General features: G+C 40.6%; 21 protein-coding genes. 8 read left to right on the top strand and 13 right to left on the bottom strand.

All coding sequences use genetic code 11. The features are described from left to right. Window positions 1-34 precede the first annotated feature (34 nt). Entirely contained in the window at window positions 35-565 is a 531-nt protein-coding gene (locus AAW12_RS16995) for a hypothetical protein (protein ID WP_046674975.1), read from the bottom strand. Window positions 566-985: 420 nt separating this feature from the next. Here AAW12_RS16995 and AAW12_RS16990 point away from each other — a divergent pair, with 420 nt between their 5' ends. Continuing rightward, complete coding sequence (locus AAW12_RS16990) at window positions 986-1,576, top strand: helix-turn-helix domain-containing protein (RefSeq protein WP_046674841.1); 591 nt, start codon at window positions 986-988, stop codon at window positions 1,574-1,576. 31 nt (window positions 1,577-1,607) lie between these two features. Here the strand turns inward: AAW12_RS16990 and AAW12_RS16985 are convergent, their stop codons facing one another. After that, on the bottom strand, window positions 1,608-1,973 hold the full coding sequence (locus AAW12_RS16985; protein ID WP_046674840.1) for a hypothetical protein: 366 nt from the start codon (window positions 1,971-1,973) through the stop codon (window positions 1,608-1,610). A 174-nt stretch (window positions 1,974-2,147) separates the two neighbouring features. Here AAW12_RS16985 and AAW12_RS16980 point away from each other — a divergent pair, with 174 nt between their 5' ends. After that, a complete protein-coding gene (locus AAW12_RS16980) occupies window positions 2,148-2,543 on the top strand; it encodes a single-stranded DNA-binding protein (protein WP_046674839.1) in 396 nt (131 codons plus the stop codon). Between the two features lie 53 nt (window positions 2,544-2,596). On the opposite strand, the gene AAW12_RS16975 is transcribed toward AAW12_RS16980, so the two are convergent. Next, window positions 2,597-3,004, bottom strand: a complete 408-nt coding sequence (locus tag AAW12_RS16975) for a hypothetical protein (protein ID WP_046674838.1) — start codon at window positions 3,002-3,004, stop codon at window positions 2,597-2,599. Between the two features lie 465 nt (window positions 3,005-3,469). After that, window positions 3,470-4,129, bottom strand: a complete 660-nt coding sequence (locus AAW12_RS16970) for a helix-turn-helix domain-containing protein (RefSeq protein WP_046674837.1) — start codon at window positions 4,127-4,129, stop codon at window positions 3,470-3,472. Between the two features lie 91 nt (window positions 4,130-4,220). On the opposite strand from AAW12_RS16970, the gene AAW12_RS16965 reads away from it, so the two are divergent. The 6 genes from AAW12_RS16965 to AAW12_RS16940 all read left to right on the top strand — a co-directional run bounded on the left by AAW12_RS16965 (window position 4,221) and on the right by AAW12_RS16940 (window position 13,418). Next, window positions 4,221-4,610, top strand: coding sequence for a YbjN domain-containing protein (locus AAW12_RS16965; RefSeq protein ID WP_046674974.1), 390 nt, complete (start codon window positions 4,221-4,223; stop codon window positions 4,608-4,610). A 4-nt stretch (window positions 4,611-4,614) separates the two neighbouring features. Further along, window positions 4,615-5,322: a PspA/IM30 family protein gene (locus AAW12_RS16960; RefSeq protein ID WP_046674836.1), complete on the top strand. Its 708-nt coding sequence runs from the start codon at window positions 4,615-4,617 to the stop codon at window positions 5,320-5,322. Then, the gene (locus AAW12_RS16955) at window positions 5,306-5,503 is read left to right on the top strand and encodes a DUF4177 domain-containing protein (protein ID WP_083295781.1); all 198 of its coding nucleotides are present in this window, start codon (window positions 5,306-5,308) and stop codon (window positions 5,501-5,503) included. Before AAW12_RS16960 ends, AAW12_RS16955 begins: the two co-directional genes overlap by 17 nt. 11 nt (window positions 5,504-5,514) lie before the next feature. Next, window positions 5,515-6,240: an OB-fold-containig protein gene (locus AAW12_RS16950; protein ID WP_046674834.1), complete on the top strand. Its 726-nt coding sequence runs from the start codon at window positions 5,515-5,517 to the stop codon at window positions 6,238-6,240. Between the two features lie 118 nt (window positions 6,241-6,358). Further along, window positions 6,359-8,476 (top strand): flotillin family protein, encoded by a 2,118-nt coding sequence (locus AAW12_RS16945; RefSeq protein ID WP_046674833.1) that lies wholly within the window; start codon window positions 6,359-6,361, stop codon window positions 8,474-8,476. Between the two features lie 97 nt (window positions 8,477-8,573). Further along, window positions 8,574-13,418, top strand: coding sequence for a DNA repair ATPase (locus AAW12_RS16940; RefSeq protein ID WP_046674832.1), 4,845 nt, complete (start codon window positions 8,574-8,576; stop codon window positions 13,416-13,418). A gap of 102 nt (window positions 13,419-13,520) precedes the next feature. Here AAW12_RS16940 and AAW12_RS16935 read toward each other — a convergent pair whose 3' ends face one another. The 9 genes from AAW12_RS16935 to AAW12_RS16895 form a co-directional block, all read right to left on the bottom strand. Beyond that, the gene (locus AAW12_RS16935) at window positions 13,521-15,224 is read right to left on the bottom strand and encodes a bifunctional alpha/beta hydrolase/class I SAM-dependent methyltransferase (RefSeq protein WP_046674831.1); all 1,704 of its coding nucleotides are present in this window, start codon (window positions 15,222-15,224) and stop codon (window positions 13,521-13,523) included. A gap of 64 nt (window positions 15,225-15,288) precedes the next feature. Next, entirely contained in the window at window positions 15,289-16,725 is a 1,437-nt protein-coding gene (locus AAW12_RS25670; protein ID WP_053003769.1) for a phosphatase PAP2 family protein, read from the bottom strand. Further along, entirely contained in the window at window positions 16,707-17,462 is a 756-nt protein-coding gene (locus AAW12_RS16925) for an SDR family NAD(P)-dependent oxidoreductase (protein ID WP_046674830.1), read from the bottom strand. Before AAW12_RS16925 ends, AAW12_RS25670 begins: the two co-directional genes overlap by 19 nt. Next, complete coding sequence (locus AAW12_RS16920; RefSeq protein WP_046674829.1) at window positions 17,459-18,487, bottom strand: patatin-like phospholipase family protein; 1,029 nt, start codon at window positions 18,485-18,487, stop codon at window positions 17,459-17,461. Before AAW12_RS16920 ends, AAW12_RS16925 begins: the two co-directional genes overlap by 4 nt. A 50-nt stretch (window positions 18,488-18,537) precedes the next feature. Beyond that, window positions 18,538-19,368, bottom strand: a complete 831-nt coding sequence (locus AAW12_RS16915; RefSeq protein WP_046674828.1) for a phosphatidate cytidylyltransferase — start codon at window positions 19,366-19,368, stop codon at window positions 18,538-18,540. After that, complete coding sequence (locus AAW12_RS16910; RefSeq protein ID WP_197084073.1) at window positions 19,361-19,945, bottom strand: CDP-alcohol phosphatidyltransferase family protein; 585 nt, start codon at window positions 19,943-19,945, stop codon at window positions 19,361-19,363. The genes AAW12_RS16915 and AAW12_RS16910 overlap by 8 nt, the downstream gene beginning before the upstream one ends. 179 nt (window positions 19,946-20,124) lie before the next feature. Then, a complete protein-coding gene (locus AAW12_RS26510) occupies window positions 20,125-21,609 on the bottom strand; it encodes a TPM domain-containing protein (protein ID WP_046674826.1) in 1,485 nt (494 codons plus the stop codon). Between the two features lie 288 nt (window positions 21,610-21,897). Next, on the bottom strand, window positions 21,898-23,220 hold the full coding sequence (locus AAW12_RS16900; protein ID WP_046674825.1) for a gluconate:H+ symporter: 1,323 nt from the start codon (window positions 23,218-23,220) through the stop codon (window positions 21,898-21,900). A 16-nt stretch (window positions 23,221-23,236) separates the two neighbouring features. Continuing rightward, entirely contained in the window at window positions 23,237-24,748 is a 1,512-nt protein-coding gene (locus tag AAW12_RS16895) for a gluconokinase (protein WP_046674824.1), read from the bottom strand. Between the last annotated feature and the right edge of the window lie 7 nt (window positions 24,749-24,755).

The raw sequence follows: 24,755 nt of genomic DNA, 5'->3' as shown, positions 1-24,755 counted from the left end.
TCAAAATAAAAACTGTTATCCGAATAAGGTGAGATTATTTTCGGCTGTTCTTCCGTTCTTTCTTGTTTTCCTTTTCGTTCCCATTCTTAATTTCCTGTTTTCCTTTAATCCGATCTTCAATCGCCTTCAGGCTTGACGAAAAATCGAGGTCAACATTTTCAAGTTTAGCCTTTTTTAACGCCTTCAATGCCTTTTTGTATTTTCTCATTTTTTCAAATAGAAGTGCTTTCTTGATCCAGATTCCTGTCAAGGGCATGGCCGGAAGTGTCAAAGCAAATTTGATCGTCTTTTTTGCAGCTTTATATTCCCCCATATCAATCAATGTCTGAATGAAATAAGGATATACTTCCAGTGCCTGCACATTATGCACCAAAGCTTCCTGGAAATACCTTTTTGCCTGCTCATAGTCCAATAGCTGTTCGGCATGAACTCTTCCCATCAAACACAGCGCCATTGTATTGGACTCATCATAGGATAGCGCATAGGATAAGGATTCCATGGTCTCCTCCAAATACATCGGATAGTTATCCAGCGCCTGAAGGACATATTTATTTACTGAATTCATAAAATTTTCTAAAACATAACATTCATATCCAGCTTTCACGATAACGTTGAAAGTAACTGGATTTTTAAAACTCCTGAATAAGCTAAGCATATTGGAAAAGTGGACTACCATTTCGAGCGCCACGTTTTAGCCAATATCAACCTAGGTTACTTAACGTATTAAGAAGAAGATTAGGAAAGGGCCGTATTCCGAAGAATATTCCCGAGAATCTTCTCTGTGGACGAAGCGGGATTTTCTAATATTGCAAACATATTCTTCCGTTTTTATTAATTACTCTATTGAATTGCAAAGATTCAAAATATTTACCAAATTCCAAAAACTTTTGATTATTAATCTGTTATATTGTTCAGTACGATATTGGCATATTATTGTCGCATCAATTTCACTAAAATTCAACGACTATTTCCCCATCTTTGAACCATGGAAAGTCAATCAGCTAATCAATTAATCAAACTAGCAAGAAAACGTAAGGGACTAACGCAGCAGGAACTCGCCGATCAAGCGGGGGTATCGCTAAGAACAGTGCAACGCATAGAAAAAGGCACGGAAGAAATCAGTGGATTTAGTCTCAAACAGATCAGTCAAATTTTGGAAATACCATTAGAACAACTCATTATGCCAAATGTAAATCAAATCAGTATCGACAACAACCAAACAGGAAGTATTAAAGCGCTATATTTAGCATCGCTCACCTTTTTGGTCAATCCATTATTCGGGTTATTGGTCCCAGCAATTATGGGTTATACGAAACAAAATAAAGACGCCTTATACAGTAAGCACCTAAAAAAAATAATTGTAATACACGCTGTTGGACTATTTTTTCTCGGAAGTTTCATCGGCTATATCATTCTTGCAGATTTTTTTAAAATTGCACTACCGTCTTTTTTAACCAATATCTTTAATAGCGCCTATTTTTTACTCATCCCAGTATGCTATTACATATTGATTCTAACGTTTACTATTTTTAATTATATTGCAATAAGAAAAGCCAAGCTCAGTTCTGCAAACTAAACCAATACAAATGAATCTATTGTGATCAACATCACAGCGGTTTCTTTTGAACAATCAATACCCAATCATTCTCCAACAACAGATAGCCTGTTTCGTAAATAAAGCTATAGGTCTGCCCCTTGTTATTGGAAAAAGTATGTGTATGAAACTTAAAATCAAATCCCAACCGCTTTAACTTTTCCCGTTGTATCTTCACCATACCCTCCCCACTCAACGCATCTAATAAAATACGGCGGTTTTTTCGTAGGATATTATTCACATTGCGCACCAGATTGGTCTGGTCGCTATTTAATTTATTGTTATAGGCGTTCCGGCAAGCATCATCACAAAATCGCTTGTCCGAACGGCCATATATTACTTTGCCACATTCAAGGCAGACTTTTTCGACAGCACTCATAACGGAAGATTAAACGACAACAAACGGTTACAATCGACTATAGTCGAATACAAATGGTAAATAGACGACTATAATTATTTCCCCGCCCCACCTTTGCTTAAGATCATTGGGCATTCATAGCCAATGACCATCAACTAAAATAAGAATTATTAAAAACTTTTAAAAATTAGACACATGAGCACATTACGCAACAAAGTACAATTGGTTGGGCATTTAGGAAACGACCCGTTAATCAAAACAACTTCCACTGGCACCAATTACTCCATATTACGTCTCGCCACCAATGATCTTTTCAAGAACAAAGCCGGTGAATGGGTTGAAGAAGTTCAATGGCATACACTCGTGGTTTGGGGTAAGCAAAACAATACCATTGAAAAGAAATGCCAACGTGGGACCAAACTCATGGTTGAAGGCAAACTCACCTATCGTAACTATGAGAACGCAGATGGGGTAAAACAATATGTCACAGAAATTAAAGTAGATAATTTCATGATTTTATCTGATTCGAACGGTGCTAAAGAAGACATTCCAACACCTCCAGATGAAAATGAAGATGATCTGCCCTTCTAGTATGATCAGCGAGGTAGGTTTTTCAAGCCCCTACCTCGTCGATTGTTTCCAACTTATTTTGTCAGGCTGGCAGTCAACGCTCTTCCTAGGTTCTCTGCATACGCCTTCCATAATTTAGCATCTTCCGGCGTAAACTTAGCAACAGCTTCAGTTTCTTTGGTCGCCCATTCCTGTCGCTTCGCTGCAAGCTCCTTAAGCTTAACAACATCGCCGCTTTTAGCAACAGCGATAAATTCTTTAATATATTTTGTGTAATCCTCCGCCAATTTTTGTGTTTCAGCAGAACTAAATTTCGGTATTGGCACTTCGCCACCGCTATTTTCTACCGACGTTTCGGCCGTATCTTTTTTTAAGTCAATAGCGGCAGTTGTATCTTTTACGTCGACTTTTTTAGTCGTGGAATTATTGCAGGAAATAACAAAAAATCCAGCAATTAATGCTGATAAGGCTACTTTCTTCATTTATTTAAATTTAGTTTTTTATGTCTGGTCATTTATCCGTTTATGCGTGTTGTTCTAAAACTAAATAAATCACTCTAGTTTTATCGGATCGACAAGTTCACCATCATCTTAATCACAACCCTACCTTTTTGTAACGTTACTTTATTATCGAACTAATTTAATTACAATGCCCGACTCTACGAAATTTTTTGTGGACACTCACATTCTGCAGGCCTGATTTAGGAATCTTCTTTTCTTGTAGGCAAGTCCACATCAGATCAACTCCAAAGCCGTATATATTAGGGGTATTACAAGGGGTTAACAGGGGTATAACAGGGGTATAACAAGGGTAAACCCCTGCAAACCCCTTGTTAATACCTTGTAAGTGGACTGCAATTACGTAATTAACCATGGATATGATAACAACATAGAAATACGCCCGATACCGGCAAAACAGAATAAACAATAGGAAAAAGTTCCGCGCAATTAGATTCGCTCAAACCTACCATACAATTTCCAGAAATATGCTTTCTCTCCCAAAGTGAGATCAATCTTCTTCCAGGCATTTAAGGCTAAACTAATCTCCTTTTCCTGCAAACTGTATTTTCCAATAAAGAGCTCTTCTTCGGAAAAATACAAACCAAATGCTTTATCCAACGTATGTAGGCTCTGAACATCTACCTCTTCAAAAAATAAAATCGATTGAGGGCCAGCCAAAAAATCACTCGGCACCGGAATAGCGTCAGCGTATTCGATTGCGATGAGGCGGTTCCTACTTTGCAAAGGAAATTCAATTATCGGAAGCTCTTCTAATTTCGAAAAATGACTACCCGCCTCAAAAATACCATCTCGTTCCAGCAGCGGGATTTGTAACAATCTTTTACGTCCAATAAGAGAAACATTTGGATCAAAATAATCATTGAAATTAAGAATTTCATTGACAGATAGATTTTTTTCAATAAGATGCTGCACAGGAATGCCAAAATAATTTGCAATCTTCAGAACAATCTCAATTTTTGGCTCTGCACGCATTTCTTCGTAAGACGAAATATTACCTCTAGTAAGATTAAAAATATCCCCAAATGCCTGTTGACTCATTCCTTTCACTTTTCTTAATTTCTTAATATTGTTGCCTACGTTGCTCATTTTAAAAAAAATTGAATATTTATTGCAAAATATTTTTGCATTTTTATTACCTTTATGCAAAGAATATGTGCAATATATAAAAAACTTGATTATGTACTTCTCAAAAATTGAAAATTATATCGCCAATATCGGTTACACCATCACCCATAAGGATACAAAAGAAGGAATCTTCGTCATCGAAAATGAAGACGACGGAATCCGTAACCTGATTGTAGGCATTGCCCAACCCATCCTGATTTTTGAGCAATATCTTTTTACAATCAGCAATGACACCATGGATATGTTCAAATCACTATTGATAAAGAATAGAGATATTATACACGGTGGGTTTGCATTAACAGAAGATGGTACCAAAGTTATATTTCGGTATACCTTACAAATACATAATCTCGATCAGAATGAGTTTGATGCAGCCATTAATTCGCTGAGTCTTTTGATGAGTGAATATTATAATCAGTTAATAAGTTTTTCAAAATTATAGAATAATGAATATTTTTAAGAGAATTTTCAGAATTGGTCAAGCCGAGATCCACGCAGTCGTGGACAAAATGGAAGACCCCATCAAAATGACGGAACAGGGTATCCGTGAGATGAAAGAGGACCTGGAACAATCGTTAGAAGCCTATGCTAAAGTTAAAGCGTTAGCCATACGTACCCAAAACAATGGTGAAAAGAAAAAAGAAGAAGCCAATGAATTCGAAAACAAAGCTATTCTATTACTCCAAAAAGCACAAAAGGGAGAATTAACGACAGAAAAGGCAGAAGGTCTTGCAAAGGAAGCGCTGTTGTTGAAAAAACAGTTATTAATCGAAGCTGGTGAATTGGAGAAACAAGCCGTGATTCATCAAAGTTCAGCGGATGAGCTACACAAAAATGTAGACATTCTCAAATTCAATATATCGAAATGGGAAGGTGAACTCTCTACTTTAAAGGCACGTGTAAAGGTATCCAACGCAGCTAAAATGGTCAATCGTCAGCTCGCTAATATCGATTCCAATAGTACGATTTCCATGTTAGAACGTATGAAAGAGAAAGTCGAAGAAGATGAAGCACTAGCAAAGGCCTATGGTGAGATTGCACTAGGTAACAAAAGTAAAGTTGATGAGATCAACGAGACCATAGGCGGGTCTGAAGCCGTCAACAACGAATTAGAAGAACTAAAAAGAAAATTAAATAATGATGAAAAGATTTGAATATAAAACACTAAAAATTGAACCTAAAGGTTTCTGGGGAACAAAGTTGGATCCCGAAAAAATTGATGAAATCTTAAATGATCTTGGAAATCAGGGCTGGGAATTGGTAACCATGCAGGACCTTGAAGTCAATGGGAATTCCTGGTCGTTTCATTACACGTTCAAGAGGGAGAAAATTTAAACAATAACACTATGACAGAATTAATCAATATCTTATTCAATCCATTGTCCAATGGAATTATGACAGTCTTAACTGGCATGTCTGTAGTGTATTGGTTATTTATGTTTCTGATGGGTGATGGAGTACATCTATTTGATGCCGATGCAGATATAGACCTCCATCCTACACCTGATGTCACGGACGTTGATGGCTCACATGATATCGCAACTGAGGGCGGCGATCATGCACACCATCATCATACGGATACGGACGCTAATACAGAACCTGGCTTCTTTGCGAAAGCAATGGATTACATCAATGTTGGCAAAGTACCCATCATGCTTATTGTAACACTGTTCAAATTTATAGGCTGGATAATTACCATTGTTTCTTCACTCTTTATAGACGTTGCTTCATGGGGAATAAAGTCCGTATTAATCCTCATCCCTGTTTTTATTGTTACATTTATTTTAATGCATTTTCTGACCAAACCTTTAGCTAAAATGTTCAAAAGTATAGGTTACAATGGCGAAGAAAGTCACGATTTTCTTGGTCGCATGGGTAAAATGAGAGCCAGTATTGAAGGCAAGAAAATAGGTTCTGCCGAATTTATCATCCAACAGGATCCTATTCGCCTCAATGTTGTCAGCCATAATGGGGAGAAAATAGGCTATGGAGACGATGTCATTATTGTTGACGAATCCAAGGACAAGAAATATTATTATGTGACCAAAGAAATCACGATAGACAATATTTAATGGAAAAGGAATAAACGCAAAGCCCCGACACTAAACAACTGTCCTAAAAGAGCGAATCTTTATTCTTTAAATTCTAATCGTAAACCCAAATATTAAAATCTAAATAAATACAAATCATATGCTATATCAACCTCTTTTATTTTTAAGTGGCTTAAACGGAATTATACTTTTAATTGTCGGTTTGGCTGTCTTTTTAATTTTTGCATTCTTTGTTGTATTGAGTGCATTCTACAAGAAAATTCCACAAGGGAAAGCGATTGTACGAACCGGTGTTGGTGGTACAAAAGTAGCATTCAACAAGGGAATGTATGTTGTACCTGTATTTCACAAGATGGAGATCATGGATATCTCAATCAAAAAAATTGAGATTGCCCGTATGCAGGGTGAAGGTTTGATCTGTAAGGACAATATTCGTGCAGATATCAAAGTTGCTTTCTTTGTTCGTGTCAATAAAAATGTAGATGATGTGATCAATGTAGCCCAAAATTTAGGTTGCGACCGCGCCAGTGAACCAGAAACATTAAAAAGTATTTTTGAATCTAAATTCTCCGAAGCACTCAAAACAGTAGGTAAGAAATTTGATTTCATTGAATTATACGAAGCCCGTCGCGAATTCCGTGATGAGATACTGGACGTCATCGGAACTGATCTTAATGGTTATATTTTGGACGACTGTGCGATTGATTACCTTGAACAGACCGACATCGAACATCTCAATCCAAATAATATCCTAGACAGTGAGGGTATCAAAAAAATCACCGAATTAACGGCCAAACAGAATATAAACGCCAACTTCATTCGTCGTGATGAGGAGAAACTAATCAAAAAACAAAACGTGGAAGCAAGGGAAGCGATTCTAGAACTAGACCGTCAGCTTGCCGAAAAGGAAGAGAAACAAAAACGGGAAATTGACAACATCAGAGCACGCGAAGAAGCAGAAATAGCAAAGGTCCGTGAAGAAGAACGTCTCAAGTACGAAAGCGTCCGGATTTCTACCGAAGAGCAACTCGCTGTTCAAGAAGAAAATAAACTGCGGCAGATTATCATTGCTGAAAAGAATAAACAACGTACCGATGCTGTGGAGGCCGAACGTGTAGAAAAAGATCGCGCCTTAGAACAAACAGAACGCGAGCGCATTGTTACCTTAGCACAGATCGACAAAGAACGCTCGATCGAAACCGAAAAGAAAAGTATCCAAGGCGTTATCAAAGAACGTGTACAATTGGAAAAAGGTGTTGTTGAAGAGCAACAAGGCGTCAAAGACATCGAAGTATTCCGTGAAGTAGAACGTAAAAAACAAGCGGGTGTTATTGCGGCATCACAAGAAGCAGAAGAAAAATTAATTTCAACTGTTAAAGCTGCCGAAGCTGCAAAAATTGCGGCAGAACAGGAAGCAGAGAAAAAAGTAATCGACGCGGAGGCTGCTCGTAAAATCGCCGAAAAGCGTGCACAAGAACTATTGATCGATGCGGAAGCGAAAAAAGAAGCATCGCTCAAAGAGGCCGAAAGTCGTAAGATTATTGCCGAGGCACAAGCCAAAGAAGAAGCTGCGCTTGGCTTATCCGAGGCCGAAGTTATGGTTGCCAAAGCTGAAGCTGAAGAAAAACAAGGTACTGTAGAAGCTAGTGTCATTGAGAAGAAAGCGGAAGCGATGCGTAAAGAGGGCTTAGCACAGGCGGAAGTTGTGCGTGAGAAAGCACTTGCTGAAGCAAAAGGTATAGAAGAGAAAGCTGAGGCTATGAAGAAATTGGACGGCGTGGGCAGAGATCACGAAGAATTCAAATTGCAATTGCAAAAAGAACGTGATATTGAACTCGCACACATCAATATCCAAAAAGACATTGCTCAAGCACAAGCCGGCGTATTATCGGAAGCACTTAAAACAGCAAAAATCGATATTGTTGGTGGTGAAACCATGTTCTTTGAGAATATCGTCCGTCAAGTATCCAACTCCAAAGGTTTTGATCACTTGATTGACAACTCTAAACATGCCACAGCTATTAAAAATTCTTTGATAGGTCCAGATGGACAAGGAGACCTCGCAGAGAAGGTGCGTGGATTAGCCGATAAATATGGAATTTCCACAAACGATATTAAGAACCTCACCGTTTCAGCAGCATTGATTAAACTTCAACAAGCGGCGACTGACGCTGAAAATGGCGAAGACAGCAGCTTTATCAATTCTTTGTTCGGATTGGCGAAAAACTTGGGCATATCAAACAAGAAACTGTCCTAGCCCATACCCAATTCACTATTGCCTGCAATGCTAATTAGCATTGCAGGCAACGAACACAAGATTTTATCACATATACCAAGTCGAGAAAGCTCATTTTATGCCAGAAGAAAACGTAATAAATCAGAACGACTCCCTTGATCAAGGTGCATACGAGATTATTCGAAAGCGGCTCCTTACACAAAAGGAAGAGCTTTCTATCAAACTCCAGCAACTAAATAATGCCCGCAAGGAAGTATTTAATGCGACAAGTTTTATACTCAAAGCCAATCAACGGATCACGACAGAAAATAACTGTGTTGCTCGCGGTATTTTGGCCCTGGACAAGCTATGTATATTTGGTTATAACGTCCATTTTGGGTTACGTACCGAAATTAAACTCGAAGATGTTTTCAGTGTATATACGTTCGAAAACAATCAGTTTATCCCACAATCACTCGATCTGATCAATGATCCTAATTTCATTGGCGATTATCAAAATTTATACAAATACTATCGCGACTCGATCTTTTCCAAGTTTCGACGTACGGAAAACTATCTTTATATGATCTTTCAGACCAGCAAAAATCCTGCTGACCTGAAGGCATTCAAGTGGTTGATTAAAGACGGAAAGCTCCAATATCAGGATGACCGCAGCATCCACGAAGTCAAATTGCCCAACCAATTTGAATTTGAATGGACAAAAACAACCTTGGAAGACCGTCGCCTCGGAAAACACCCACACATATCCATTAAGGACAAGATCTTTATAGAAGCGATCAATGGCGATATTACTTTCAAAATTGAAAATAACACCGATACAGGGAAAGGAATCTTCTCTGAAAAAGTTTCAAACGCCGACCAACAATTGGATGATGCGGATTACTACTATGCAGACCTTGGCAATTTGATTGCCGTTCGCATCAAACCGTATCAAGAAGATTTCCGTGCATTTGTCTTTAATCAACGGACAAAAGAAGTGGTGAATCTTAAATCCCTGAATGAATCAGCCATTTTACTACCCGATAATCAAGGAATCATTTTTTCTAACGGATACTACCTGCAGAATGGCACCCATAAAATCTTTGACGTCCAGTTTGACCGGGTTAGTTTCCTTAGACGCATCGCATCACCAAACGGTGAAGACTTTCTCTATATCTTTTGTCAGGAGGAAACGAATACCTACATCTTACTGTCTTATAACATCATTCAGCAGCATGTCGAAACGCCGATCATCTGCAATGGATTCACACTTTTTAAAGACGGTAGTTTAATTTACTTCCATACAGAGGCCGAAGCAACAAGGCATCATCAGGTTCAGATCTGGGAAACCCCTTACATGGCCGTGCTCAAAGAAAATGAGTTAAAAAAAGACGACCCACTTTATAAGGTTGGTAATAAACAGATCGTACAGGCCATGGCCGAGGCACAAGAAGTCATACAGCTCATCAACAAAGAAGACAGTTATGAAGGTCTTTACGAGGATATACTCAAAAAATCGACAGTCCTGCTTGACTCTTATTTTTGGATAAAGGATGAAGCTTTGTCCAACCTTGGTCAGCCGTTGGCTCAGATCAAGGAGGTCGCCAATACGGCAATTGACGAATTTGTTAAGGTCCAAGCCCAACGTAAATACGCCACAGAACTCAATAGCAGTGCCGAGAAGAAAATGGAAGAGCTTACCTTTTCCATCAATAGTACAGTAGTCGAAAAGCTGGATCAACTTGTTCATCAATTGGCAGATTCACGACGTTTACAGGGCGAAATCATTGACCTCAAAAATGTCAAATATATTGATATAGTCCGTATCGATGCTTTACTCGAGAAGCTACAGTCAATCACCACCGAACTCGCCGAAAAGACAATTGCTTTCTTGCTCCGCGACGAGGCTTTACAACCCTATGAGCAGAAAGTGGAGCAGCAGAAAAACAATGTTGCTGCAATTGTCAAAGTCTATGACGCCAAAGCGATCGAGGAAGCCAATTCGGCTATATCGAGTGAGCTGGAGCTGTTGATTGATATTCTAAACAGTTTAAAAATCGACGACTCCACCCAGACCACCAAAATCATAGAAAAGATAGCCGTTATTTTCTCTTCCTTGAATGAGGTCCGGGCGCAGCTTACGCGCAAACTCAATTCATTAAAAAGTACGGAAGCCATTGCAGAATTTTCTGCCCAACTTACGCTACTGGAACAGTCTGTCACCAACTACCTTGAACTCTCTACGACAACAGAAAAAGTAGATGAGTATTATACCAAGGTCATTGTTCAACTGGAAGAACTCGAAAGTAAGTTTTCAGAATTTGAGGACTTCGCCCTGAAGATAGCAGATAAACGCGATGAGATCATCAAAGCATTTAATTCCCGCAGAGAGCAAATCGTTGAACAGATCAACAAACGCAGCTCTTCACTCGAGCAAATTGGACTTCGCGTATTAAAGAATATCGAAAACAAATCAAAGACATTTGCAACGCGTGAGGAAATCCTAAGTTTCTTTGCTTCAGATTTGATGATTGACAAAATCAGACAGCTTGTGCAAGAACTGAAAACGCTCAGTGACGTTTCAAAAGCCGAAAATCTTGAAAACCTGCTCAAAAAATCTCAGGAGGATGCATTACGCATTTTACGTGACAAGAATGATCTTTTTGTAGATGGAGAGAACATTATTGCGCTTGGCAAGCATAAATTTGCCGTCAATAGTCAGTCACTCAGTTTAACACTCGTACGCAAAAATGACGAACTATTCTTCCATCTTACCGGAACGAGCTTCTATCAAAAAGTCAAAGGATCCGAGATCGAAAACTTTAGCGATATTTGGGATCAGGAACTGATTTCCGAAAATAAGGACGTATACCGGGCTGAATATCTCGCCTATAAAACATTCCTTGCTTCCAAAGGACAGTTAGATTTTGATGCCAACCTGTTTATCAATCAGACTGTCGAGCAAAGTTATTCGGAAGGTTATGTCAAAGGAGTGCATAACTTTGATGCCTTGGTAATCTATGATACCATCAAACAGCTAGATAGCAAACTTGATCTTTTACGTTACGATGCTCATTTGCGTGCTATGGCACAATTGTTTTGGCATTCACTTGCGCAAGACGAGCAGGAAAAACAGAAAGCGTTGATTCAATCTACACATTCGGTATTAAAAGCATTTCCAAATTCCACACGCTACCAATCTGTCGTGGACGAACTCACAAAATTATTCATCAATTGGGACACCCATTTGAATCGTTCGACATTTCATGCGGAGGACGTCGCGAGCTATCTCTTCCAGACTTTCACAAGCTACAGCAAGTTTGTCGTCAGTGAGCAATCGGATGAACTTAAAAAGGCTTTCATCCGGCTATTGGAAAACAAAAAGAGTTTTAAACTCTTTGAAGCAGATATTCAGCATACACAATTTAGTCTCGTAGACCGCTTCTATTTGACCTTAAATTGGCTAAATTCTTTTATCGACGAGAACGACGATTACCAGGATTTCCAAAAGTACGTGGAGGAAACTGCAGTCACGCTTCTTTATCCGAAGGATGAATACCAATTGATCATCGCCAAAGACAATGCACTCATCCAGGGATTAAAGGGAAATCACGCGATCTTGAACAATGGAGAAGAGCAGATTCAATACCATCAATTTCTGCGTAGATTGAAGACTTTTGCCGAATGGAATGTTCCTCGTTTTCAAGAATTCGCTTCTTTGAAGGAGCAGCTCGGAAAAACATACGCCAAGGAGCTGAAAATCGGAGAATTTGAACCAAAAGTCCTAACATCTTTTGTCCGAAATAAGTTGATCAACGAAGTTTACTTCCCATTGATCGGAAATAATTTGGCCAAACAGCTGGGGGCAGCTGGCGACAATAAACGTACCGCCAGGATGGGTATGCTTCTCCTCATTTCTCCGCCAGGTTACGGAAAGACAACATTAATGGAATACCTCGCGAAAACCATGGGATTACATTTTGTGAAAATCAATGGACCTACAATAGGGCATTCCATTACTTCAATAGATCCTGTGGAAGCGAAAACCTCTGGTGAACGTGAGGAACTTAAGAAGATCAATCTTGCTTTCGAAATGGCCGATAATGTGATGCTTTACCTCGATGATATCCAACATTTGAATCCCGAATTCCTTCAGAAATTCATTTCATTGGCTGATGGGCAACGTAAGATCGACGGTATTTTTGAAGGTGAGAGTAAAACATACGATTTGCGTGGGAAAAGATTCTGCATCGTAATGGCAGGAAACCCTTACACCGAAAGCGGATCCAAATTTCAGATTCCGGATATGTTGGCCAACCGTGCGGATGTATACAATCTTGGGGATGTGATCGGTGATACCGAAGCCCTGTTCAATCTCAGCTTAATTGAAAATGCGGCAATTGAAAACAGCTACCTTGAAAAAATAGCAAGCAAATCCTTCAACGATTTCTATGCTTTAGTGAACTATGCACAATCGGTTGTAGATCAACTTCCCGATTTAGAAGGCAATTACCTGAAGCAAGATATCGATGATTTTATCACGGTATTAAAACATGTGTTAAAGATCAGAAACGTTGTCATCAAGGTCAACCAAAATTATATTCAAAGTGCGGCCATGCAGGACAATTACCGAACAGAACCGCCGTTCAAACTGCAAGGGTCTTATCGGAATATGAGTAAGCTCGTCGCACAAGTTGTGCCGATGATGAACGAACAGGAAATCGATCAAGTTCTCCTCGCACATTATGAAAGTGAGTCACAAACCCTTACTGCCGATACGGAAAGTAATCTTTTAAAATTGAAAGAACTTGCTGGATTAATCAATACAGTGGAACAAGAACGGTGGGAACACATCAAAGAAATATTCCGCAAGAACAATAAACATGGTGGACTTGCCAAAGATGATAAGGTCTTTGCACAAATGCAGGACTTTAACGAAAACCTAGAGGGTATCATACAAGCTATCCGTGCCTACAGGAATTAATATTCGTCCTGATTATTCCAGCTGACGCAATAGGAAGCGTTAGCTGGAATAATCATTAATTACCCTAAACAAAGGCATAACTTTTCACTGCTAAGATACTGGCTACCACTTTACCGTTCCCGAAGACACCGTAAATATACCAAAGTCATCGATCAACATACGTTCCTTAACGACTCCGTTGTAAGCCATCAGACGATCTAATTCTTTCTGCGAACGACGGCGCATCACCCAATCTTTTTTCTGATGGCTGTTTAACACATAAGCAATCATCTTCAGCTGTGGATGCCATGGCTGTCCAGTATAAACCAAATGACTGCTTGCTTCGCAAATCGAAGTTGCACCTTTTACAGCCCTACTTGCCATTTCATTGTCGCCAAAAAGTTCAAAGATGCCTGAGATAATAACAATATTAGGTTCAAATTCCAGTTTGGAATAAGTAGCTGGATCAAAACAATCGTAATTGGTAAATCGTATCCCCTGCAATCCATTTCTACGGATAATCCTCTCTCCCACCTCAATATTGGACAACAGGAACTCATTAATCACGATTTCGGCTTCGGGATATTTCTCTTTGATATCAAATAAGTAATTTCCAGTACCGCCAGCAATATCCAATATCTTCACGGCCTTTCCAGCAGCTTTGACCTTCGCGATATTCTCTTCCAATAACTGTAATAAGTGCTGTTTTCGAATGCGAATTCCTTTCCATCCAATCGCCTCCAGATAACCCCGGTCGAGCATACGGCCGAAGCGATTTTTTCCCTGCGATTCATTGCGATAGACGTAGTCCAGCGATATCCCCGAATCAAATCCAAACTGCAGGCCTAAATTCATTCCTTTACTTAAGGAACCTATTTTACCTAATGCCCATTTTTGGACAGCATAATTCAATTTTTCACCTGCAGGAAGTAACTTATGGTATAATTGTTCATACTCTTTCACCGAAAATTCATCGGGTTCAAGCGTCAGTTCAGGACTTTGTCGGGCATAGGCCTTGTCGATAAAATTTCGCAGATAGTGATAAACTTTCTGCCGATTTGTTTCAAATAGAATCCCGTGGTAGAAATTACGTAAAGTGATAAAAGTCTTCAACTTTGAAGCTATTGTCACAAAGAATTTTTTCTGCACCGAATTTTTGACAACATAATCTTTTTCAGCAGAAAGGACAATCACAGGGATATCAATCGCCGCTGCGTCTTCAACGATTCGCTCACCGGCTTTTAATAGATCAACCAACAAAGCGCCATTGATAGATTTGGAAATCAACGGATCGGCATCGTACGCTTTCTGCTGATCCACATCATGAGTCAATACCTTCGATTTAACATAACTCTGGATAATCAGATCTTTTTTTAGCTTTGTTCCCAAAGCAATCATCTGATTGGCTAGGGGCACATATAATTTAATTTCAAATGCAGGTGCCAACAATGCAATGCCCGCGACTTTAGGCGCAAAATCATGTACCCACGCACTGACAACAACCCCCGCAATACTATTGGCGATAACGAAAATGTCTTTCGAATCAACCAAATATTCACGACCTATATAATGAACGAAACTATCCAAATCCCGCACATAATCCATAAAGATCGGTGAAACTGGTTCTTTCGTATAACCATGTCCGCGCAAATCAAATGCAAAGATGGAATGATCGGCAAACTGGGGATCCGTAGCCATCTCCTGCAGACGTTCCGAATGCTCATGCCCACGGTGCATTACGACCAACGCCCGCTGTCCGGCCTGATAATTCCAAACGCGATATAATAACTCTCCTTGATCAAAACTCTTGAAGTAACCTGATTTCATGTATAATTTTTACGTACTAATATCAAATAGTATATTTCATAACAAAGATCATGCAAAGGACCGTCTAGCTATTTCTCTCGACCAGCACCTCCATCAACTCAAGTGCATGTTTATGCAATACAAGATGCTTATTATGAGATTTAACCCGATCTATAGCATCCATTAAATCTAAAGATAATATTTTTTGTGACAATAGAACAGCAAAAATCATACTCCTGCTGTAACCCATTGTACAATGTATAATCATATTTTCACCTCGCTTCAATTGTTGATAACTGATTACGAGCGCTGCCAATATCCTTTCGGCATCCGACAATTTAATTGCTGCTATATCCAACAATGGAAACGAATGATAGTTTTTCTCCAAATGTAGAATAGGTATTTCTTCCAATTCAGCAGCCAGATCAAAAACAACCAGATGCTTATTCAGACCAAGCACACGGAGATCTCCTGCAGTCATCCTCGGCCCCACATAACAACCTGGTAAAATTTCAAATAAAGGCGGATTATTGCTGCGTCTGACAAAACGCCACAGTAACCAATATATGCATTGATATGGACAATAAAACCATTTTTTAAATCCAGGTATCCAACCTTTTTCATTTTTTAAAAACCTTGGATTATTGATAACATAATTCCTTCCTACCGCAATGCAGACCAGGGATGGCCAACACAAAAGATATATTCCAAAAGCATGAACTCCGCCCCACAATGCCATTAACAATAAACTCCAGCCAATGGCATAGTAAACGTTACCAATTCTTTGGTTTCTACGACAAATCTCCGCTTCGAGGTCTAATTTCGTCTTTTCGTATAAATTTGCCTTTTCGGTACCAGCCAAAAAGGGCAAATTCCCGGCCTTTAACATAGATAATGTACTGTCATGAAGCAGTCCCGATGGAGATGGGAATAGAACGAATCCCATATGAACCAAAATCAATGCGGTCAGCACATCCACCAGATGGTGCTGATAAACGGTGAGTGTAGCAATCCCCATGAGCAGCAGCCAAATTCTCACAGCCCCTTTTTTCCATCCTTTTAGCTGCCTACCGAGCACCGACCAAAACAGACATGCATAGGCCACATGCAACGAAGGTGCTTGATTAAATGGGGAATCGTACTTCCCCAAAAAGGCGAAGAAAAATTCAAAAACTGGATACTCAACGCTAGGCCGAACAAAGGAAAATCGCAAAGGGAAAATAAAAAAACAACAAATAGAGAAGATGGTAATGAAACTGAAACGCTTCGTATAGACCCAAAGCTCTTCTCGACTTCGACAACAGAAAGGAACCACAGCGAAGAACAAACCGCTACTCATGTAGGGTATAATCATCCAAGAAACGAACGGCATAAAGTGTTCAAAAGGAAACACAAACGAAGATACAGTAGTCTGATTTGCAGCATGGACCGCAGCAGCAGAATAAGTCAACTGGAAAAATAGCGCACAATAAAGGAAAACAGCAAATTGCAGTCCCCTATTTTTCAGTCGTTTTTCATCCATTTGGCCTTCCTCGACATAATTTTATTCAATACGATATTTGGAAGTAGTCCCAGCGATGCCATTAACCACTTCATACGCTTCGGAAAAACTACTTGCTTCTTCTTCTGTTCGATAGCTGCCATTATACGCTGTGCAGCGTCGTCTACGGGTATTAAAAATGGTTTTTTAGACAAATCTTGCTTATTGAGCGCTCTCAGTTTATCCGTATCAACATAGCCCGGGGCGATAACAGTAACCGCAATTCCATACGGCTGGAGTGCCCTCCGATATGCATCAGCCACTTGGATTGCAGCACGCTTGGTCTTACTATATAGGCTTGAATTGGGAAAATGAAGCGTTCCCGATACCGATGCGACGATTGCAATCTGTCCTTCCGACTGACCCCGCATAACCATTCTTGCCGCTTCGAAACAATTTATCGTACCCATCATATTCACCTGTAGCATGGCAACCGCCTCCTGATAACTTATCTGTTGAGCAACGTCATCTGCGTAACTCCCGGTACAATTGATAAAGAGGTCCAAAGATGAATGTGCACAAAATGTGCTGACCGCATCCTGCAGACTGTTTAATTGACATACGTCTACTTCAAAACTTTTAAGGCTATGCGTCCAGGAATATGCTGACACTTTCGTCAGATCACGACCACACACAGCGACCTCTGCTCCCTGTTCGAGGTAGCGCTTGGCCAACGCAAGGCCTATTCCACTTGTGCCACCGGCAATAAATACTTTCATTTCAATGATTTTAATGTCACCTCATAGCCATAGTTCCATTGCGCTTCCATCGCTTCAGCAAATTCTTCCAGATCTCTCGGGAAAGAAAGCGTAACTTCAAGTTTACGCCAATCAATTCCTTTTTTACAGTATTTCCCAGCTAATTGTTTCGCGGTATCCTGTGTATCTATCCAATGTGCATACGGAAAATGTTGTTCCAAATCTGCTAACCGTTTATTTCCGCTAAAGCCCAATACTGCCCGCACCAACGCTTCTTCTTGTCGTTTGTAAGGTTGTTTTCGCTCACATATAATGTTTTCAGCAAGCACATTTGCTAGCTCCATTGGAACGAGATCAATTGCTCCACCAGCGTAATGGGTATTATTGGAACATACAGGTTCAATATAAAACATATCGGACATCGAAATACGGGCCGCCTGTAGTACAGAAAATTCAGCGCTCAAATGAACTTCTTCAGCCACTGCACTGTGCACATAATTCTCATCCGCAATGCCTATTGCCTCAATAGGCACATTGGCCAATACATCCTTAGTTCCCATCAGCATTTTTTGATAGAGTTTCCGATCTCCACGCCGCTGCCCTACTTCAGACGGGCTGAACAGCATTTTAGCGCCGACCACCAGTGCCGGTATTGCTGCCGAGAATGGTCTATCTAAAGTAGGCAATAGTAAGGAAAGATCCTGTTCCATATCAACGAGATAGCGATTAAAGACATCCTCGATAAAGGGCGCCCGTTTTTTGTTCAGCTGTTTTTTCAAAACATACACGCCCAGCTTCCCCAAACGACGCTGTTCAGTGAGCCGATGATGCAAGAAAAACCAATAAAATTCTTCAGATTGTAGATAGTACTTGCGGGCTTCATGTGTAGCAAAGGCCTGTATAACAGCGACTGCCATTGAACCGCCGCAGCTTGCTATAAGCAGATCTGGTTTTAAGCCCAGCTCATCTAACGCAGCGTACATGCCCAGATATAGACTGAACCGCGTTCCACCCCCTGAAAATAAAACAGCACGTTGATAAGCCATCACATTGAAATTTTAATTAACCTTCTCTCTACTACATTCGTCAAATTTTATTAATTCCCCAACAACAGGATAATCAGAGCATAAAACAGTGGCGCATTGAAGATCAGACTATCGATACGGTCCAATAAGCCACCATGCCCGGGAATCAATGTTCCAGTATCTTTCACTCCTGCCTTCCTTTTCAGATAGGAAAAAAGAACATCTCCCCAGAATCCCAAAATACCGAAGAACAAACCGAACAACGAAAAGTATAGAAAATTCTGAAAAGGCAGTAGGAAATACCCCAATAAATTACTCAGTATAATTGTTAAGCCGATACCGCCCACACATCCAGCAATTGTCTTATTTGGGCTAATACGCGGAACGATTTTACGTTTGCCAAAAAACTTGCCCATCAGGTATTGAAAGACGTCATTCAGTTCCGTTAACACAACAATATATCCGATTAATTTTAGTCCTAGGAACGCGATGCCATCCATTTTAATGGATCGGATAAAAGCTAAATGGCTAAAGGCAAGCAAACAAGCTACGGCGCCAAAAAACAGTCCAAATACAGTTCCCTTCTTAACCTTTAAACCATATTTGAAAAATAAAGCAGTCCCTAAACACATGAAGCTGGCCAACACTAAATATTCTTGATAGGAACAAAAGTACAGAAGCAACGCTTGCAACAATGCCATGGAAAGAAATACAAATGGATTCGCCTTCCATTCAGGGATAAACATACGCGCAAATTCGCACATCCCTTGAAAGGTTATCCAGGCAACAAACAAAGGTGATAATGTTGGTGGGACGAAAGCAACCGCCAGCACCAAGACAATGTAACCCCAGCTTCTAACACGAACAGGAACATCTGCAAACTTGCCCTTGGCATCAGCCATGCGCCAAAGCCTTTCTCAATCGAGTTACCGAACTCAAAAGTAAGAGTAAGCACAAAACGCCAAAAATATAGCCCGAAATAGCAACGATAGAAATATGCAATAATGCTAAAATTCCATATACGCCCAACAGCAAAGCACGATCACTTTTGCCCATCGGCCCATCGTAACGACGATCATTGGCAATTACCTTCCCTATCAATCCACAAAATTCATTCACAACACTCAAGACAATAAAAGCGACGATTGGATACACGCTTTCCGGATGAAACTTCAACAAAGGAAAAAATAGCACGACATCCGAAACAATATCTCCGACTTCGTTCAAAACCTCTCCGGTCTTGCTGGTCTGATTAAAAAGCCTCGCCATCATACCATCTAAGGCATTCAAGGCCATGCGGAATAACAATCCGATTGGCAGGACCAAAAAGAAAATCGGGAAACGATCAGCATACCAAAAAAACAAAGCAATGATCAACGAGAATACGATCGATCCAATTGTAATTTGATTGGCCGTTATCTTCCTTTGATGCAAAAAGTTCAAGATCGGCATCAGCAACTGCTGAAATTTTGGTTTCAATTTATAAACAGAAATCATATAGCGCTAGCTGTAACTTATTTTTTATTTTTTTTAAAAAAAATTTGCATAGTGTAATAAATACACTATATTTGTGTCATCATAATTTAGGTTTATAATTGGTTATTTAAGGTTTTCATTCTCCCCGTTTGGAAACCTTTTTTTTTGCCCTAAATTACGGATTACCATCTTCCGCCTGCACCACCGCCACCAGAAGATCCGCCACCAAAACTACCACCACCGCCACTACTACTCGATCCTCCGCCAGAGCTACTCGATGTTGAGCGCACTTTAACTGGAGTTGAATGTTCACCATGGGATACCCGATGTCCACAGTTCTTGCATAAGTCAAAGCGTTCTTCCAATCCCTGCGAACTATACGTTGCTGCACGTATCGTCTTGGTACGCCCGGTCTCAAAAGTTCTGTAATGACATGCAGGACAATCACTGAACCCAACATTTTCATCCCAGGGAACCAGCTTTGTTTCATTGGTCGTCTGATCTATCCATATTTCGTACGAACGACTACCGATTTTTTCCTCCAAAAGCTGCCCCTTATCCAGGTATGCACTTTCTCGGGTAGACACATCATCCTTATTCATGCGCAACCAACGTCCAGATTGATCTGGAGGAGCCAATCGAAGTTGATTCTTCCGAATGCGTTTATTCAATCCAATGAGATCAAATAGCGCCAATGGACTAAGCAATAGCGGAACTAAGCCCCAGACACGAAATTTGCGCAAAGCTTTTTGTATATTTTCTTCGTCCTGATAAGAATTGACAATCTGCGTACGACTTGCATTATACTTCATCGCCAAGGTGATACTACCAAAAACACCAATAAAATAAGGTAAATTTTTCCACTGATAGACCTCCTCAAAATTATTGAGGGCAAATGCACAGATAAACACCGAGATAAACATTACTATTCCCATACAGCCGCATCCACTGGCTAAAGGCGGGAAATATTTACTTTTTTTGGTCAACTTCCCTTTGATCGCTCGGGTCACTTCACCCAACCAGATATAACAGATTGCAAACAAACCTAAAACCAACAGTGAATTTCGCAGGATTGGACTTTTAAAGCTCCAGACCGGTGTTGCCTCTGGCATTAAGCGTTCCAGCTCGGCCTTACTATCCGGTGAGGTAAGGATGGTCTTTATAAATTCTGAAGCCTCCATAACACCGCGGTCGTAATCCTCATTCCGAAAATTGGGTACGAGATACTTTTCGCCAATGCGCTTTAAATAAGCATCGGGCAAAATGCTTTCCATACCATACCCAGTGATAAAACGGTATTCATGTCGGTCTTTAGCAATAAACAACAAAAGCCCATTGTTACTTTCCTTCTTACCGATCCCCCAGGCATTGAATAATTTTAAAGCAAATTCGAAATCACTGTCGCCAACGTAATCATTCACCACAACGATGGCAAATTCACTTTTTGTAGTAGCCTCAATCTGCGTTGATAAACCATCTAATTCCGCCACTGTACCCGAAGATAGAATCCCATCGGGATTGGACACAAAATAATCCTGCCCCTTTATTTTTGGACTGGGCAAATTGTCTACTGTATAAGCAATTGATTGTCCAAAAGACGGTAACCCAGATAGGCAGCTTACCAACAGGATTAAGCAATGTATATAAAATCGGTGTAATCTCCACATAATTTTAGAACAACAAAAATTCGGTTCATTGTCACGATATTAAGAAAAAAAAATCAAACAAAGGTTTCCGTCAAAAAAAAGCCCATAATCAACCGATTATGGGCCTGTATAATTCAATATTCGTTTGAGCTATTACTAAATATCCTTACGATTACTTCATATAATCACTTTGTTGAGCTACCGTGACAGTACACGATCATGTTTATGTTGTTTATAAAAAAGCAATGCTTAGAAAGGTAAGATTATTAACTAAAGATGTATGACAATAGGAAACTTTCCCATTCGCTGTCAATGACCAAGCCAATGTAAAATCAAGACGCCAATCAATCCAACAACAGAAACGAGCGTTTCCATCACCGTCCATGAGCGAAACGTATCCTTCATGCTCACTCCAAAATAAGATTTAAACATCCAAAACCCAGGATCGTTGACGTGTGAGAACATAAGACTACCCGCTCCCGTCGCCAGCACCATTAATTCAGGAGTAACCTTTCCTGCCTGCACAATGGGAAGCATAATGCCTGCTGCCGTGAGCCCAGCAACACTAGCCGAACCGATAACTAGGCGAATGATACCGGCTATTAACCATGCAAGTACAAGAGGCGACAAGCTCAGGTCTGCGGTTAGGTCAGCGATGTAATTCGCTACACCACTGTCTACCAAAATTTGCTTAAAGGCGCCTGATGCTGCAATGATAAAAAGGATCATCATTATCCCGCGGATCGCTTCTTCCACACTTTCTGACTGCTCCCGCAAACTTTTGCCTTGGCGGATACCCATTGTGTACATCGCCATTAGCGATGCAATCATTAAAGCCACCACCGGGTCACCCAAGAAACGCAGTGCCTTCTGCCAAGAGGAGCCTTCTGGAAATATTAGATGGGAAAATGAACCAAAAGCAATTAAAATTATTGGAAAAAGCCCCGTAAATATACTAATTGCAAACCCGGGAAGCTCCTTCCTATCCGCTTGATTGTGTTCCGGAAAAAACTCGGTCGGTGGGTTGGTCGGAATATCCTTAAGCATCCTGCCAAAGAGCGGCCCACCGATAATGATGGCAGGAATTGCCACAACAATGCCATAGGCCATTGTTAAACCGATATCCGCTTTGTAGGTAAGCGCTATGGCCGTAGCTCCCGGATGCGGTGGCAAATAACCGTGTGTCACGGACAGCGCTGCCAGCAACGGAATGGCTACGTAAAGCAAGGGCATCTTATTGGAAACACATACCATGAAAACGAATGGTACTAAGACGATAAAACCGACATTGTAAAATAAGGGAATTCCTACTAAAAAGCCCGTGAGAACCATTGCCCAAGGTAAGTTCTTTTTGCCAAATACAGCCGTTAGTACCGTTGTAATCTTTTCTGCAGCACCACCCTCCGCCATCAATTTTCCCAATAGAGACCCGAAAGCCAACAATAGTGCCAACTGGCCCATAGTGGTACTCACTCCGGTTTCAACAGATTTAAGGATGTCGACGGCACTCATATTCATAGCAAAACCGACCGCAACAGAGGTTATCAGTAATGAAAAGATCGTGTTTAACCTGACAACGGTAACTAAAAGAAGTAGTAAAGCTACTCCCAAAATAACGATGATTAGAGGCATGATAATTTATATTTAGTTAAAACTCACCTTCCAATATATGGTATAGGCGTTCAAATTTCCTGAAGTTCTTCATATAAACAGCGTGATTCTCCGCACTCGGTTTATAATCGTGCTCGGTATCGTGCTCTGCTTCCGCTTGTTTGTTTTTTATAGTAGGCTCACCTCCCTGAATACCCAAGGCTTCCAAGCCTATCAATGCTGCTCCCCATGCAGAGCTTTCTACTGTATTTTTGGTGAATACAGGTTTATTGAAAATGTCTGCAAGCATCTGCACCAACAACGATGAACGCGCCAAGCCGCCGCTTGCAAAGATCGTATGAATGGGACCGGTGTTCTCCTCTAATGCGATTCCCACACTGTAAATTGCAAACAACATCCCTTCCATCATGGCACGTGCAAAGTGAGCCCTACCATGATGCAACTGTATTCCAAAATAAACGCCTTTAGCATTGGAATTCCAATGTGGTGCCCGTTCACCAGTTAGATAGGGCAAGAATATCAAGCCTTCTGCCCCCGGAACGACAGAGTCGATCAAAGCATTTAACGACGCCGAAGGATCTCCATCTGCTTCCATTTGGGTATATTCGCTCAAAAAGTTGTCCCGAAACCAGTTGCGTAATACACCGCCATTGTTAACCGCACCACCAATTATATATTCATTTGGTCTCAGTAGGTAGGTAAATAGTCTTTGTTTTTTTTCATGATTTGCCTGCGAGCTTGCTACGCGAATAGCTCCACTGGTACCGACCGTTACCGAAGCCACTCCAGGACTTATAGCTCCTACTCCGAGATTAGCCAAACAACCATCGCTACCACCTATAACAAAAGGGGTATCTTCGGGGATGTGCATCAAGGCCGCAATTTCTCGGCGAGGCATATTTAAAATATAATCGACCGGAACTGGCGATGCTAGCTGTGCTTCCGATATGCCCGCCAAGCTTAACGCCTGATCAGACCATCTTAGGTGATGTATGTCGAAAAGCCCTGTTGCAGATGCAATGGAATGATCGACCACATACACGCCAAAGAGCCGGTAAAAAAGAAATTCTTTGATACCGATAAACTTGTGTGACTGAGCAAATAATTTTTGATCATTGGACTTTATCCACATTAATTTGCAAAGCAAAGACATGGGATGTATTGGTGTACCCGTCTGCTGATAAAGCAACCTGCCCGCCTCACTTGCCTCCAAAGCTACCGCAATATGCTCGCTTCTGCGATCTGCCCATATAATGCAATTGCTAAGTGGCTGTCCCATCGAGTCAACAGCGATCAGCCCGTGCATAGCACTGCTCACCGAAATACATACAGGTTTCGGTATCTCCCCACTAGATTGCTTTAAGCTAATCATGACATGCATAATAGAATCAATACATGCACCATAAACAATCTCCGGATCTTGCTCATACCAGCCTTCCGCCGGGTTTATTATAGGATAAGGTATACTATGCTGCGACAAGATGTTACCTGCGTAGTCAAATGCAACAGCTTTCGCAGATGATGTCCCAATGTCTAATCCAATGATCATAAATAAA

The organism is Sphingobacterium sp. Ag1, assembly GCF_000988325.1.
Lineage (GTDB): Bacteria > Bacteroidota > Bacteroidia > Sphingobacteriales > Sphingobacteriaceae > Sphingobacterium.
The sequence above is the reverse complement of the archived record's forward strand: the minus strand, read 5'-3'. Positions and strand labels throughout refer to the sequence as shown.

What these genes read in the sequence shown, in the direction of transcription:
- AAW12_RS16915 (WP_046674828.1), bottom strand. Translation starts at nt 19,368, where the DNA reads ATGGCTGATGCCAAGGGCAAGTTTGCAGATGTTCCTGTTCGTGTTAGA.
- AAW12_RS16980 (WP_046674839.1), top strand. Translation starts at nt 2,148, where the DNA reads ATGAGCACATTACGCAACAAAGTACAATTGGTTGGGCATTTAGGAAAC.
- AAW12_RS26510 (WP_046674826.1), bottom strand. Translation starts at nt 21,609, where the DNA reads ATGTGGAGATTACACCGATTTTATATACATTGCTTAATCCTGTTGGTA.
- AAW12_RS16990 (WP_046674841.1), top strand. Translation starts at nt 986, where the DNA reads ATGGAAAGTCAATCAGCTAATCAATTAATCAAACTAGCAAGAAAACGT.
- AAW12_RS16975 (WP_046674838.1), bottom strand. Translation starts at nt 3,004, where the DNA reads ATGAAGAAAGTAGCCTTATCAGCATTAATTGCTGGATTTTTTGTTATT.
- AAW12_RS16970 (WP_046674837.1), bottom strand. Translation starts at nt 4,129, where the DNA reads ATGAGCAACGTAGGCAACAATATTAAGAAATTAAGAAAAGTGAAAGGA.
- AAW12_RS16945 (WP_046674833.1), top strand. Translation starts at nt 6,359, where the DNA reads ATGCTATATCAACCTCTTTTATTTTTAAGTGGCTTAAACGGAATTATA.
- AAW12_RS16960 (WP_046674836.1), top strand. Translation starts at nt 4,615, where the DNA reads ATGAATATTTTTAAGAGAATTTTCAGAATTGGTCAAGCCGAGATCCAC.
- AAW12_RS16940 (WP_046674832.1), top strand. Translation starts at nt 8,574, where the DNA reads ATGCCAGAAGAAAACGTAATAAATCAGAACGACTCCCTTGATCAAGGT.
- AAW12_RS16995 (WP_046674975.1), bottom strand. Translation starts at nt 565, where the DNA reads ATGAATTCAGTAAATAAATATGTCCTTCAGGCGCTGGATAACTATCCG.
- AAW12_RS16935 (WP_046674831.1), bottom strand. Translation starts at nt 15,224, where the DNA reads ATGAAATCAGGTTACTTCAAGAGTTTTGATCAAGGAGAGTTATTATAT.
- AAW12_RS16920 (WP_046674829.1), bottom strand. Translation starts at nt 18,487, where the DNA reads ATGGCTTATCAACGTGCTGTTTTATTTTCAGGGGGTGGAACGCGGTTC.
- AAW12_RS16895 (WP_046674824.1), bottom strand. Translation starts at nt 24,748, where the DNA reads ATGATCATTGGATTAGACATTGGGACATCATCTGCGAAAGCTGTTGCA.
- AAW12_RS16955 (WP_083295781.1), top strand. Translation starts at nt 5,306, where the DNA reads ATGATGAAAAGATTTGAATATAAAACACTAAAAATTGAACCTAAAGGT.
- AAW12_RS16965 (WP_046674974.1), top strand. Translation starts at nt 4,221, where the DNA reads ATGTACTTCTCAAAAATTGAAAATTATATCGCCAATATCGGTTACACC.
- AAW12_RS16985 (WP_046674840.1), bottom strand. Translation starts at nt 1,973, where the DNA reads ATGAGTGCTGTCGAAAAAGTCTGCCTTGAATGTGGCAAAGTAATATAT.
- AAW12_RS16950 (WP_046674834.1), top strand. Translation starts at nt 5,515, where the DNA reads ATGACAGAATTAATCAATATCTTATTCAATCCATTGTCCAATGGAATT.
- AAW12_RS16925 (WP_046674830.1), bottom strand. Translation starts at nt 17,462, where the DNA reads ATGAAAGTATTTATTGCCGGTGGCACAAGTGGAATAGGCCTTGCGTTG.
- AAW12_RS16900 (WP_046674825.1), bottom strand. Translation starts at nt 23,220, where the DNA reads ATGCCTCTAATCATCGTTATTTTGGGAGTAGCTTTACTACTTCTTTTA.
- AAW12_RS25670 (WP_053003769.1), bottom strand. Translation starts at nt 16,725, where the DNA reads ATGGATGAAAAACGACTGAAAAATAGGGGACTGCAATTTGCTGTTTTC.